The following is a 13,338-nucleotide window of genomic DNA, read 5'->3' on the forward strand; positions in this document are numbered from 1 at the left end:
CGTCGCCTCCCGGCGACCTCACCGGCGTCAGGTCGCCCGGACGGGCACCGCCGGGCGCCGGAAGAGCGCGGCCACGAGGAACGGGACGCCGAAGACAGGTGCGTCAGACGGCTGCTCCTCCATGCGCCGCACCTCGATCTCGGTGAAGTCGGAGAAGATCCAGCGCAGCGCGTCGGGTGTGTAGGCCAGGCCGCCGTCCAGCCGACCCTGGCGGTAGAACTCCTCGTCGGGAAGCTCGGACCCCATGGCGCCCGCGGCGAAGCAGGTGAGGGCGAGGTGGCCGCCGGGGGCGAGCACCCGGTCCAGCAGGTCCAGGTAGCTCACCCGGCGGTGCGGCGGCAGGTGGTGAAGGCAGCCGGAGTCATAGACCAGGTCGTACGGTCCGGCGACCCGCTCGGTGGTGAAGGCGTCGCCGCAGTGGAAGCGGACATCGGCGCCCGCCTCGCGGGCCCGCTCCTCGCCCCATGCCACGGCGGCGGGGGAGAGGTCGACGGCGTCCACCTCGAAGCCGAGCGAGGCCAGGTGGATGGCGTTGCGGCCGGGTCCGCAGCCGAGGTCCAGGGCGCGCCCCGGAGCGAGCAGTCCCCGCTCGAGGTAGGACACCAGGCTCTCGTCCGGCTTGGTCACGAAGAAGGGGACCGGTTTCGAGCGGTCGGAGTAGAAACGGTCCCACCACGCCGAGGCGTCCTTCGTCCACCGGTCGGCTTCCGACGCGAACAGCCGGTCCAGCAGACCCAGAACATCATCCATGGTGCGGATAGTCCGGTTCACTCAGAACCTCCCCGAACGGTGGCCGCCGCGCGCGGCCGACCCTCTGATCGTAGTGGCCGCCCGGCGTGTTTCCCCTGGTCGAAGGGCCTTTGTCCGGGCTCGCGGGGCGCCGCGGAAGGCCGTCCAAGCGCTCTCCCAGCGCCTTCCCGGACGGCCGCGCACCACCACCCCGGGCGCACCCTCCCGGCCCGGCGGCCCTCTCGTGAGGGGCGGCCACGGGCATCTCAGCCGCGCCGCAGGACCTGCTCAGGGAGGGGTGATGAGTGGTCTTGGTCACATCCCATGGATCGTGCCGGCGGCGCGGCTCGCGTCGGCGGCCCGGCCATCGAACCGGCGAGCGTGACCCGTCGGCGGCCCGGCCATCGAACCGGTCGGCGTGGCCGGGGCGGCCGCCGGGCCAGGGAACCGGCCGAAAGTACCGGGGGGAGCGGCGCGACCCTGCTTTCGCCCGATGCCGGCATCGGGCCGGCGCGCGCAGGATGAGGCCCCATGCCACGTGAAGACTTTCCCGCCGACGCCGCGAGCCGAGGGCCTGACCGGGCGTTCCGGCAGCCGCCCTGCTCTGACCGGCCGCCGTACGAACCTCCCGCGGAGCCGGGTCACGAGTCCTGGCCCGCGGGCGACCAGCGCCTCCACCGCCCGCGCCACGACGGCGGCGACGAAGCCTCCGCGAGGACCTCCCCAGGCCTGCCGCGCCACGACGGCGGCGACGAAGCCTCCGCGAGGACCTCCCCGGGCCGCCCGCGGATCGCCGCGCTCGACGTGGTACGCGGGTTCGCGCTGGGCGGGATCCTGCTGGCCAACATCCAGCCGATCGCGAGCGTCGGCGGGGTCGTCCTTCCCCCGAGCTCACAGCCGAGCCCCACGGACGCGTGGATGGGACTGCTCGTCGGGCAGCGCTTCTTCCCGATCTTCTCCCTGCTGTTCGGCATCGGCTTCTCGCTGCTGCTGGACTCCGCCACGGGCCGCACCGCCCGCCCGAGGGTGCTCCTGCTCCGCCGGTTGCTGGCACTGCTCACGCTCGGCCTGGCACACCATGTGCTGCTGTGGGAGGGCGACATCCTGGCCGTCTACGCCATCGTCGGCCTGCTCGTGCTGCTGCCCTCGACCTGGCTGCCGCGATGGGCCGTGGCGGGTCTGGCCCCCGTGCTCCTGGCGGTCTCGCTGATCCTCGGAGGCGGGCCCTTCGCGCTGGTTCCCGGGCTGTTCCTGCTGGGCTCGGCCCTGACGCGGTACGGGGTGGTCGACCGGATCGAGCGTTCCATCCGGGTGCCGGCCGTGCTGGGCCTGGCGCTGGCGGCGGGGGCCGCACCCGTGGTGTGGTGGCAGGCGGGCTCGCGGTCCGACGGCCCGGCGTTCGGTCTCGCGATGGCGGTGGCCGGGCTGCTGCTCGCGGGGGCCTACATCTGCGTCCTGCTGGTCCTGCTCAGGACGCCGCTCCGGCCGGCGCTGCGGGCCGTCTTCGCGCCGCTGGGCCGGATGGCGCTGACCAACTACCTGACCGCCACGATCCTGGTTCTGGCGGTCGGTCGCGTGCTCGGCGGCCGGCCGGACGGCTGGTCCTCGACGACGGTGCTCCTGATCGCCGCCGCCGTCCTCACCGTCCAGTGGCTGTGGTCCACCCTGTGGCTGCGCCGGTACAGCCAGGGCCCTGTCGAGTGGCTCTGGCGCTGGGCCACCTGGGCCCGTCGCCCGCCTCTGCGCCACACGTCCTGACGATCGCGCGTCCACCCGGGCCTTCGCGGGCGGGCCGGGCCAGCCCCCGCTCGCATCGAGCCGGGGCCTTCGTGCGCCGGGCCAGCCCCCGCCCGCGTCGAGCCGGGGCCTTCGTGCGCCGGGACCGCCCCCGCCCGCGTCGAGCTGGGCCTTCGTGGGCGGGGCCGGGAATGCCCCCGCTCGCATTGACCCTGGGCCTTCGCGGGCGGAGGGCGGTCCCGGCCCGTGAAGGTTGTGATCCCTGGGGCGTCTCAGCGGGGGAGCGGGACGTTCTCCCAGGGGACGAGCTTGAAGTTGGTGTTCTCCCTGTCGCCGTCTGCGGGGGTGTTCCGGCCGTCGTGGACGACGAGGAGGCCGTGCGCGTAGCGGCCGAGCGGCCGGTCGACCACCATCGCGCCGTCGCTGTGCTCGGTGCCGTCGATGCCCTTGCCCGGGCCCACCCTGAACGAGCCGAGGAAGCGGTTGCTGCCTTCACGGGTGTAGACGGCGAAGGTGCTGTCGCCCTGGCTGGAGGCCAGGAGGTAGCCGCCGCCCTTGCCGTACCAGATGGTCAGGCCCTCGGCGTCGGCCGCGAGGCGCTCGCCGCCGTGGCCGCGCTCCTCGCCGGGGACGCACTCGTCGGTCTTGGGGTCGTAGGTGTCCTGCCGGCCGTACTCCTTGACCTTGTCCATGAGCACGGGCCTGCCCGTCAGGTCGGCGGGCAGGCGCCAGATGCCGACGTCCTCCTGCGCGGCGTACAGGACGTCGCGGCCGCCGTCCACCACCATGCCTTCGATCTGGGGGCGCTCGCCTGGCTCGCCGCACGGCCGCCAGGTGCCGCCGTCCGGGAGCTCGAAGCGGGCGGGCAGGTCGAGGGTGCGGGTCAGGCGGTAGGCGACCCTGCCGTTCCTGGCGGTGAGCCTGGCCAGGCCGAGGCGGGTCTGGTGGCGGCGGCTGACCAGGGCGTAGGCGCGGCCCCCGTCCTGCCAGGTGGCCAGACCGTAGGCGGTCTCCTCCTCGTTGACCTGCCGCTGGGTGCGGTTGAAGACGTACGGCACCGCAGGGTCGGTCACGTCTGTCAGCGTGAGCCCGGCCGGGTCGATGGCGTAGAAGCGCAGCTGGTCGCGGCCTCGGTCGGAGACGACCGCCAGGTCGACGCGGCGGTCGCCGAGGCGGAAGCCGTACACCAGGTCGACGTTGTTGAAGCGGCCGGGCTCGTCGTCCTTGCCTGGCGCGGCCGGGGCGGCGATGTGCTGGAGCCGCTTGCCGCCGAGGTCGTGGACGTACAGGCCGCCTTCCTTGGCGGTGGCGATGATCAGGCTTCGGCCCGACTTCCGCGGGTTGACCCAGATCGCGGGGTCGTCGCCGTTGGCGTTGCCGCCCGCGCCGTCGTCGAAGAGGGCGGGCGTCTCGGCGGCAGGAGCCGCGGAGGGCAGCTCGTCCGCAGATAAGGCGGGCGCGCCGGCGTTCGCGGCGGAGACAGCGGGGAACACGGCGGGAGGTGTGGCGGGGAGTGCGGAGGCGGAGACAGCGGGGAACACGGCGGGGAGTGCGGTGGCGGTCACCGCGAGGGCGGCCAGGAGGGTACGCATGGCGCCGGAGTATGCCCGCCGCACGTGTACTGCCGGTGAACGGCGGGCGCCGGTGCCCGCCGAGGGACTCGCGGGTCTCGCCCATCGCGCCCGGTGCGGCTTGGCGCGTCGTCGGATCCGCCCGATGAGCGCGAGTCCACGCGGTGTCCTGATCACCGCGGCGCGCTCGGGTCCGTCCAGGTCTGGGAGGCGTAGGCGGCGACCTCGGCCCGGTTGCGCAGACCCAGCTTGGCCGCAGGGCGGAGGCATCGTGCTCGTGGCCGGTGAGAAACCGCTCGCCCTCCTCCAGCCGGCCCTGCAGCACGCGCAGGTCGGCGAGGCGGACGAAGGATCCCGACCGGAGCGCCCGGTAGCTGGCGTCGTAGAGGCGCGCCGAGGCGGTGAGCTCGTGTGCGGCCTCGCGGGCCTGCGCGTCACCGCGGTCGGCACCCGGACGGGCACCGTCAGGCTCGCGTCCATCGAGGACCTGGTGCGGATCGAGGCCGACAGCACGCCGCTGCGTGCGCGGATCAGCGAGAAGGTGTACGGCAGAATCCTCAGGGACTCCCTTGAGGCGCTGGGGCGCTTCCGCACGGACACCGGCGTCGAGGTGCCCATCAAGGGACACATCGTCACCGCCGTCCACGCGGATGCCGGGCAGGGCTGAACGCGCGGGATGTCGCCGGATCCGAAGGTCACCGCTGGAAGCTCCTCCGGTCACAGCCAGCCCCGCCGCTTGAACACCGCGAAGAGCGCGGCGGACGCCAGCACCATCACGGCCAGCGCCGACGGATAGCCGTAGGCCCAGCCCAGCTCTGGGATGTGGGCGAAGTTCATGCCGTACACGGTGCCGACGAGGGTCGGGGCGAAGAAGATCGCCGCCCAGGCGGAGATCTTCTTGATCTCCTCGTTCTGGGCGTAGCTCGCCTCGGTCAGGCGCTTGACCTCCGCGTTCTGCGCCTGGCCGACCAGCGCGGCCTTGATGGTGAGGGTGGTCTGGTAGAACTCGATCACCCCTTGGAGATACTCCCTCTCGCCGTCGGCCACGCTGCGGAACCGGTCGAACTGGTCGGCTATGTCGACCACCAGCCGTTGCCCTGCCGGCGAGATGCGGGTGAGGTTGGTCATCCTGCCGTAGATCGCGCCGCTCAGCGCGCCCATGGTGCGTACAGCGAGCAGCCCGTGGCGGGCGCGGAACAGCTCGTTCAGGAACTCCTCGGGCTCGCCGACCTGCCCGCCCGTGACCCGCTGCTCCAGCCGCCACACGTCGCTGGTCACCGTCTCCAGGTAGCTCTCCTGGTTGCGGATCAGGGCGGAGACGATCGCGTACGACAGTTCGAACGGCGTGGCGGGGTGCAGCCGCCCCGCCTCGAGCCGCGCGAGCACCGCCTGGGTCTCGCGCAGGGCCGAGCCAGGCTCGACCGCCGGGTTGATCGGCCCGTGGACGGTCACCAGGTAGTTCCGGCCGATGAACTGGTCGAGCTCGATGAAGTGCACGTGCCCGCGTTTGCCGCGTTCGGGGGCGTGCAGGACGACGAACACGTGGTCGACGTACGCGTGCACCTTGGGCACGCGGTTGCGCTCGACGCAGTCACGGACCGCCATCGGGTGGAAGCCGAACACCTCCGACAGCACGCGGACGGCTTCGCTGTCACAGCTGGAGATGTCGACCCAGACGAGGCCGTCTTCATGGTCGAGCAGCGCTTTCAGTTCTTCGACGGGGCGTTCCTCGACGCCCTCGTCGCCGACCAGGCGAACGTCCATCGGTTCACCCCCCAAGCGAACCTCCGGGTGGCCGGGCAAAGCCGCCCGCGCGTACCCACTGCCCAAGGATCTCGCAAAAACGCTGAAGGCGTCAGCACCGTGCTGATCACGTCGTGGTGCGCGAACGCCTGGGTGTCCGATCACTCAAGGACCGCGAGGCCGCCCGCGCCTACCGTCGGTACATCGCGGTGCCGGTCGCGCTCGGCGAGCGCGACCGGCGGTTGTCACCGGCGGTTGTCACCGCCGGTGGTGACGTCCGCGCCGACGTCCTCCGCGGCACCCTCGTCGTTTGCCGCACCGTCGTCCTCCGCGGCGCCGTCGTCTTCTACGGCGCCGTCGTCCTCCGTGGGGGAACGCTCGGGGCGGCAGTCGTCCTGGCAGCCGCCGAACCGCTCGGAGTTGACCGGGGTGAACGGCGTCGGCGGGACGTGCCGCAACGCCCCGATCATGGTGTCCTTCCAGATCGGTCCGGGGAGGGTGGCGCCCAGGACCGCCCCGTAGGAGCGCCCGCCGATCGTGACGCCGTTCAGCTTGTGCTCCTGCGAGCCTCGCGGGTCGCCGATGCTGACCGCGCCCGCCAGGTCCGGAGTGAACCCGGCGAACCACGCGGCGGCGTAGTCGTCGGTGGTGCCGGTCTTGCCCGCGGCGTCGCGGCCGATGCCGCCGACGGAACGCATCGTGCCGTTGGTGAACACGCCGGACAGCACGTCGGCCGCTGCGTCGGCGACCTCGGGGTCGAGCGCCTGGCGGCACTTGGGCTTGTACGCGGTGGTCCTGCCGTTCCGGTCGGTGATCCGGGTGATCGCCATCGGCGCGCAGTACCTGCCGCGGGCGCCGATCGCGGCGTACGCGGTGGCCACGGTCACCGGGTCCATCTCGTTGATGCCGAGCGTGAACGTCTCGTACTCCTGGAGCCTGCGCCCGTCGGAGCGGTGGATGCCCAGAGACCTGGCGGTCTCGACCGTGTCGCACAGCCCGACTCGCTGCTCCAGCATCATGAAGAAGGTGTTCACCGAGTTCCAGGTGCCGGTCCGCAGGGTCTTCCAGCCGGGGCTGCCCTCGTCGTTGGTGACGGTGTGGTTCGGGTCACCGATGTTCTGGCCCTTGCAGTTCTTGAACGCCGCGGGTCCCGACGCGCGGAAGCCGGCTCCCGCGGTGAGCCCGTCGTCGAGCTTCATGCCCTTGCCCAGGGCGTTGAGCAGGGTGAAGACCTTGAACGTCGAACCGGCCTGGAAGCCGACGGCGCCACCGTGGGCGGCGTCGGCGACGAGGTTGTAGGAGATCTCGTCCCTGGCCCTGCTGCGGCCGTACGGCCGGCTGGCGGCCATGGCCTTGATGGCCCCTGTGCCCGGCTGGACCAGCGCCTCGGAGGCGACCGGATCGTCGGAGGCGCGCACCCACTTCCTGATGCCCCTGTCGGCCGCCGCCTGCATGGCCGGGTCGATCGTCGTCTTGATCGTCAGGCCGCCGCGGTTGAGGAACGCGAGACGGGCCTTGGTCGTGCTGCCGAAGTCGGGGTTGCTGAGGATCTCGTGACGTACATAAAGGCAGAAGTACGGATATTTGCTGGACTCGCAGCCTCCGGGAAGCTTTGTGCCTTTGTAGCCCAGTTTGGCGGCCTTCGCCTTCGCCGCCTCCTCCGGCGTGATCCTGCCGAGCTCGGCCATCCTGCCCAGCACGACGTTGCGTCGCTTCAGCAGCAGTTCGCGCTGCTTCCTGCCCAGGTTGGGGTCAGTGGCGTTGGGATCCTGCACCGCCCCGGCCAGCGTCGCCGCCTGCGGCAGCGTGAGCGCTTTCGCGTGGACGCCGAAGAACCGCTTGGCCGCGGCCTCGACCCCGTAGGCGCCTGCGCCGAAGTAGGCGATGTTGAGGTACTTCTCCAGGATCTCGTCCTTGGTGTACTTCTTCTCGACCGCGATCGCGTGGCGCAGTTCGTTCAGCTTGCGTGCGTAGCTGGCCGCCAGCGCGTTGTTCCGCTCCTTGTCGGTGGCGGCGGCGTTGAGCAGCACCTGCTTGACGTACTGCTGCGTGATGCTCGACCCGCCCTGGCTCACCCCGCCCGCCTGGAGGTTCCTGGCGAACGCGCGGATCGTGCCCTCGAGATCGATCGCGCCGTGCTCGTAGAAGCGGTCGTCCTCGATCGAGACGATCGCGGTCTTCATGACGTCGGCTACCTCGTCGAGCCTGACGACCTCGCGGTACTCCTCGTAGAACCGGGCGATCTCGCCGCCCTTGCGGTCCTGCACGATGGTGACCTGGGCCAGCGGCGGCTCGGCCAGATCCTGGGCCGAGATGTTCAGCTCGCCGGTGGCCGACACGAGGCCGACTCCCGCACCTCCCACCGCGGGCGCCACGATCCCCGCCACCACCACGCCCGCCACCGCCCCGACGGCGGCCAGACGCACGATGTTCGACGCGGCCGCCGAACGGCCCTCCCCGTTTCTGCGCATGTCCTCTTCCTAGAAGAGCTCGCCGAGTCCGCGGGCGCGGACGGCGGCGGCCCGGCGGCCGATGTGGATGGGCGCGGCGTCGGCGAACCTGACCACGGCGATGTCGTCGCGGGCGCCGTACGACGAGGCGACCGCGCTCAGGTCGTCCAGGGCAGCGACTTCTCCTGACGACGGTGGCCGCAACCGGCCGAGCGTCGCCTGTCCGTTGCGCGCCTCGACCGGCAGGTTCGCGGCGCCTGTGCCGCTCGCCGGGAGGGAACTCGTCAACGTGGCCGCTGCCTGCGCCGCCAAGGGGCGATGGACGCGGAGGTGTCGCATGCCTGTCCTTGCTCTCGACTATCGGAGAGGCAGAAGCAAAGCAGAGCCCGTCTTTCGATGTCTAATACGGTATCGGGGCGAGATTGATCATATTTCGGATATGAATGCAGGTCTGCGCGTCCCGGCCTGTCGTCCGGCCGTCGCCACGGCGCCGGCGTCGGACCAGCAGTGAGGCGCCTGTCGCGGGGGCGTGGCAGCATCGGCCAGCTGTTCGATCTCCGCCCATCCTCCTTCCCCGGCCCAGGACTACGGCCTGAGCTGCATGGTCTGGGGGGCTGCATGGCCTGGGGATGCGCCCCCGGATCACCAGGGACGTCTCGACAGGCCGTATTACAGAGACGAAGACGTTCGGCATCGACTTTCGGCAGGAAGAGCCACCGGCGTATTCGCCTGTGTGACATTCACGGTCGGCATTCCTTCGGTGTCTCCGGCGGCCGGCTGACGAGCGCGCGTATTGGCGAGGTGGCTCTCGGGCATGCCCTGCCTTTTCGACGCCGGTATCCCGGCCGTGGCGATTGACCTCATCGCCCGGTCGAGCGGCTGAACCGCCACTTCAAACCGCGGTGGAACGGAAGCGAAAGAGCCGCACCATGACCACAGTCAGCCCGAGCTCCGCGGGAACCCCAGAGGACCAGCACGAGCCGAGGTGTGTCTGAAGCGAGGCGGCCACCGAAGCGGCGCACCACGCACCGGGGCCGAGGCCGCGATATATGGCGCCGCTATGGAAAACCGGTATGGAAGTCGAATCCGAACAACATTCCATCTGGTCGCCGAACGTCATGCCACGTCACGAGCTTTCTTGAAAGCCGCTCAGAGGGCGGGTCGCTCGACAGAATCCGGCAATGGTGACGCAAGGCAGATCGTTGACATATGCGGGCAGGGCCAGTCATGGACTTTGACAGTAAATATCCTGATAATTCGGGTCAGCTTGGCGCGAGCCCTGGCCTCGCAACTCCACTTCTCCGTCGTGTCCGGTGACCTGTCGCGCCTCGAGCGACAGAAGGGTCGTCCCTCATGAAGCGAACATCGCGTCTTCTCGTGCTGGCCGTATCGTTATTTCTGGCGATCGTGGGCGTGTTCGTGACGAATACGTCCGCCCAAGCCGCCAATCTCCTGGTCAACCCGGGTTTCGAGACCGGGACTCTCTCTCCCTGGTCCTGCGGCGGCGGGCTGGGATCGGTCGTCGGCACCCCGGTCCGTTCCGGCTCGAAGGCGCTCGCCGGAGCGGCGAGCGGTTCCGACAACGCGAAGTGCACCCAGTCGGTGACCGTACGGCCGAACACCGCCTACACGCTCACGGCCTGGGTGCGTGGAAGCTACGTCTACCTGGGCGTCACCGGCGGCGGGTCAGGCTGGACATCCTCGCCGGCGGCCTACACGCAGCTGTCCGTCTCCTTCACCACCGCCTCAGGCCAGACCACCGCCGAGGTCTATCTGCACGGCTGGTACGGCCAGGGCACCTACTACGCCGACGACGTCAGTTTCGACGGCCCAGGAGGCCAGACCCCGACCCCGACGGTCACCCCGACCCCCACTCCCACCCCGACCCCGAGCCCGACCCCGACCGTCACGCCTACGGTCACTCCCACGCCGACGCCGACGCCGACCGACACCACCTGCCCGGTGAAGGCACGGCCCGCCGGCAAGGTTCTGCAGGGGTACTGGGAGAACTGGGACGGCGCGATCAACGGCGTGCACCCGCCGTTCGGCTGGACCCCCATCACCGACCCCCGGATCAAGGCTCACGGCTACAACGTGATCAACGCCGCGTTCCCCGTCATCCGCTCCGACGGCACCGTCCTGTGGGAGGACGGCATGGACGCCACCGTCAAGGTCGCCACCCCGGCCGAGATGTGCCAGGCCAAGGCGCAGGGGGCGACGATCCTGATGTCCATCGGCGGCGCGGCCGCGGGCATCGACCTCGGCTCCAGCGCAGTCGCCGACCGCTTCGTCGCGACCGTCGTGCCGATTCTCAAGCGCTACAACTTCGACGGCATAGACATCGACATCGAGACCGGGCTCACCGGCAGCGGCAACATCAACCAGCTGTCGGCCTCGCAGGCCAACCTCATCCGCATCATCGATGGCGTGCTCGCCCAGATGCCGCCCACCTTCGGCCTGACCATGGCGCCGGAGACCGCCTACGTGACGGGCGGCAGTGTCGTCTACGGCTCGATATGGGGCGCCTATCTGCCGATCATCAAGAAGTACGCTGACAACGGCCGGCTCTGGTGGCTGAACATGCAGTACTACAACGGCAGCATGTACGGCTGCGCGGGCGACTCCTACTCGGCGGGCACGGTTCAGGGCTTCACCGCGCAGACCACCTGCCTGAACAACGGCCTGGTCGTCCAGGGCGTCACGATCAGGGTCCCGTACGACAAGCAGGTCCCCGGCCTGCCCGCGCAGCCCGGCGCCGGTGGCGGCCACATGAGTCCCGCGCTGGTGAGCCAGAGCTGGAACGCCTTCGGCGGCAACCTCAAGGGCTTGATGACCTGGTCCATCAACTGGGACGGCTCGAAGAGCTGGACGTTCGGCGACAACGTCAAGGCCCTGCAGGGCCGATAGAGGGCCTGTTCGGAGTTGAGATCAGAGGGATTCGCCTGTGCTTTGGTCTCCGATCCTGTAGGCCATCGACATGGCGCGTGGAGACCTCACCGACGAGGAATGGTCCTTGATCGAGCCTCGCCTGCCCGTGGGCGAGCGAGGCCCGATCCCGGACCTGCGGCAGCAGTTCAACGCGGTGATGTGGCGGTTCCGCACCGGTAGTTCGTGGCGGGATCGGCCCGCCGAGTACGGGCCGTGGTCCATCGCCTACGACCGGTTCCGGTCGTGGGCGATGGCGGGCATCTTCGGGCACCTGATGCACGCCATGTAGGTAGAGCCAGCTCTACCCGTCGATCCTCGACCCAGCACCCATGCGCCCGCGGGTCCGGTCCACTTCAATGAACGGCGGGCCGCGCCTCCTTGGAGGTCGGCGACCACATCGCCCTGGCGTCGGCCCGCCGGCTCGTTTCGGCCGCGTTCAGGCCGCACCCCGTGATCTGCGATCAGCATGAAAGGCACATATGCGTAAATTACGGAACTTTGTCGCCGCGGCCGGAGCACTGCTGGCCGTGGCGATCAACGCCGCACCCGCGGCGGCAGACGAACCCACGCTCAACTTCCACCGGCAGACCTTGTGGCGGCAATTCACCACACAGGACCCCGACACCGGATCGCCGGTGACGACCTGCTTCAGACTCCCCGCCGTCGTGAAGACCAGCAACGACGTACTGCTCGCCTTCGCCGAGCGCAGGAACGCCAACAACTGCCTCGACCACGGCGCCTTCGACGTCGTCATGCGGCGCTCCACCGACAACGGCGTCACGTGGGAGGCCAGCAGGACGGTCCTGGCCAGTGCCAACGGCGCGGCACTCCAGGGCAACGCGACGGTCGTCGCGGACTCGACAGGGCCCGTCTTCCTGTTCACGACATCCGAGCCGACCGAGACGCGGACCACACCGCGCACGCCGAAGGTTCAGGTAAGTCACGACGACGGGCGGACCTGGTCGGCACCGAAGGATCTGTCGGCCACCATCAAGGCTCCCGCGCGAAGCGGCGACTGGTTCGCCACCGGGCCGGGGCATGGGATCCAGCTGACGCGAGGGAAGAACGCCGGACGACTGGTGGTGCCCGTCTACTACGGCATCGGCAACCGGCAGAGTGTACGGCTGGTCTACAGCGATGACCACGGCCGCACCTGGCGCACCGGCGCGACCGCCACGTACGACGCGTCGGTGCTGAAGCTCAGCGAGCAGACCCTGGTCGAGCGCGCCGACGGCGGCATCCTCGTGATCGCCCGCAACGGAGCGGTCCCCGACCAGACGTCCGTCCACGGCCTGGCCCGAGGCGTGAGCACCGACGGGGGTCTGACCTTCTCCGGCCGCTTCACGGCCGATCCGAACATCACCGCTCCTTCCACCCACGCCGCCCTGCTCCGGCAGCGCAGCGGCAGCCCCTACAGCCGCATCCTGCTGTCGGCCCCCGCTACACCGAAGACCGGCAACAACCCGGTGGGGATGAACGTCCGCTCCTCCTTCGACGAGGGCGCGACCTGGCGTGACCACGCCAACCGCGTCGACAACGCAGGTGTCCGCATCGACGATGACCACGCCGGGTACTCCGACATGACGCTCATCGGCAACGGCGCGATCGGCGTTCTCTACGAGGCCGGCGCGGCCCGCTTCAGGGACGAGATCCGCTGGACCTGGTTCTGGGAGAGCGCCATCGGCCTGCCCTGACCCGGTCCCACAGCAGGGCGACGCTGGGCGCACGCCAGAAGTTCACCCGCCCGCGGGCCTTGCGTCACCAACCGGCACCGCGGCGCGCCAGGGCCTGTACGGATCTTCAGGCGGGTTGGAGGCTTCGGATCCACAGGATGGCTCCGCGTAGATGCAGGCCTGCCAGGTAGGTGTCGGGAGTCTTGTCGAACCGGAAGGCCGGCCCGCGCCACTCCTTGATCCGATCGATGCAGCGTTCCGCCGTGTTGCGCTGCGTGTACAGATCTGGATCAGGACCGTGCCCACCGGGAATACCGGCCGGGCGGCGCCGCCGCTGCTGGGACCGACGTATCGGCCGCCGCTTCGGGGCGATGCCGCCCGCTTCGTGGCGATCGGGGGGGAAGGGCGCCGCCTTCGTCGCCAGGCGCGGCATCACCGGCGCGCAGCCGGTGACGCTCACCCGCACCCCCGCGATCCGGCGCCCCGCGCCCCCCGCGATCCGGCGAC

The 13,338-nt window shown here is 70.3% G+C and carries 11 protein-coding genes; 5 read left to right on the forward strand and 6 right to left on the reverse strand.

All coding sequences use genetic code 11. The features are described 5' to 3' along the window. Nucleotides 1-27: 27 nt before the first annotated feature. A complete protein-coding gene (locus ACFSKW_RS26720; RefSeq protein ID WP_379575187.1) occupies nucleotides 28-750 on the reverse strand; it encodes a class I SAM-dependent methyltransferase in 723 nt (240 codons plus the stop codon). 510 nt (nucleotides 751-1,260) lie between these two features. Between ACFSKW_RS26720 and ACFSKW_RS26725 the strand changes: the two genes are divergently transcribed. Further along, nucleotides 1,261-2,487, forward strand: coding sequence for a DUF418 domain-containing protein (locus tag ACFSKW_RS26725; protein ID WP_379575188.1), 1,227 nt, complete (start codon nucleotides 1,261-1,263; stop codon nucleotides 2,485-2,487). Between the two features lie 251 nt (nucleotides 2,488-2,738). Here the strand turns inward: ACFSKW_RS26725 and ACFSKW_RS26730 are convergent, their stop codons facing one another. Continuing rightward, nucleotides 2,739-4,058: a phytase gene (locus ACFSKW_RS26730; protein ID WP_379575189.1), complete on the reverse strand. Its 1,320-nt coding sequence runs from the start codon at nucleotides 4,056-4,058 to the stop codon at nucleotides 2,739-2,741. A gap of 250 nt (nucleotides 4,059-4,308) precedes the next feature. On the opposite strand from ACFSKW_RS26730, the gene ACFSKW_RS26735 reads away from it, so the two are divergent. Next, on the forward strand, nucleotides 4,309-4,704 hold the full coding sequence (locus tag ACFSKW_RS26735) for a hypothetical protein (RefSeq protein ID WP_379575190.1): 396 nt from the start codon (nucleotides 4,309-4,311) through the stop codon (nucleotides 4,702-4,704). 50 nt (nucleotides 4,705-4,754) lie between these two features. On the opposite strand, the gene ACFSKW_RS26740 is transcribed toward ACFSKW_RS26735, so the two are convergent. The 3 genes from ACFSKW_RS26740 to ACFSKW_RS26750 all read right to left on the reverse strand — a co-directional run bounded on the left by ACFSKW_RS26740 (nucleotide 4,755) and on the right by ACFSKW_RS26750 (nucleotide 8,518). After that, entirely contained in the window at nucleotides 4,755-5,801 is a 1,047-nt protein-coding gene (locus tag ACFSKW_RS26740) for a magnesium transporter CorA family protein (protein WP_379575191.1), read from the reverse strand. A 224-nt stretch (nucleotides 5,802-6,025) separates the two neighbouring features. Then, nucleotides 6,026-8,251, reverse strand: a complete 2,226-nt coding sequence (locus ACFSKW_RS26745) for a transglycosylase domain-containing protein (RefSeq protein WP_379575192.1) — start codon at nucleotides 8,249-8,251, stop codon at nucleotides 6,026-6,028. Nucleotides 8,252-8,260: 9 nt separating this feature from the next. Continuing rightward, on the reverse strand, nucleotides 8,261-8,518 hold the full coding sequence (locus ACFSKW_RS26750; protein ID WP_379575193.1) for a hypothetical protein: 258 nt from the start codon (nucleotides 8,516-8,518) through the stop codon (nucleotides 8,261-8,263). A 1,065-nt stretch (nucleotides 8,519-9,583) separates the two neighbouring features. Between ACFSKW_RS26750 and ACFSKW_RS26755 the strand changes: the two genes are divergently transcribed. The 3 genes from ACFSKW_RS26755 (at nucleotide 9,584) to ACFSKW_RS26765 (ending at nucleotide 12,852) form a co-directional block, all read left to right on the forward strand. Beyond that, nucleotides 9,584-11,137, forward strand: a complete 1,554-nt coding sequence (locus ACFSKW_RS26755) for a glycosyl hydrolase family 18 protein (protein WP_379575194.1) — start codon at nucleotides 9,584-9,586, stop codon at nucleotides 11,135-11,137. Nucleotides 11,138-11,207: 70 nt separating this feature from the next. Beyond that, entirely contained in the window at nucleotides 11,208-11,447 is a 240-nt protein-coding gene (locus ACFSKW_RS26760) for a transposase (protein ID WP_379575195.1), read from the forward strand. Between the two features lie 190 nt (nucleotides 11,448-11,637). After that, complete coding sequence (locus tag ACFSKW_RS26765) at nucleotides 11,638-12,852, forward strand: sialidase family protein (protein WP_379575196.1); 1,215 nt, start codon at nucleotides 11,638-11,640, stop codon at nucleotides 12,850-12,852. Between the two features lie 106 nt (nucleotides 12,853-12,958). On the opposite strand, the gene ACFSKW_RS26770 is transcribed toward ACFSKW_RS26765, so the two are convergent. Then, nucleotides 12,959-13,291, reverse strand: coding sequence for a hypothetical protein (locus tag ACFSKW_RS26770; protein WP_379575197.1), 333 nt, complete (start codon nucleotides 13,289-13,291; stop codon nucleotides 12,959-12,961). Between the last annotated feature and the right edge of the window lie 47 nt (nucleotides 13,292-13,338).

The sequence above is a fragment of the Nonomuraea mangrovi genome (assembly GCF_042681425.1).
Lineage (GTDB): Bacteria > Actinomycetota > Actinomycetes > Streptosporangiales > Streptosporangiaceae > Nonomuraea > Nonomuraea mangrovi.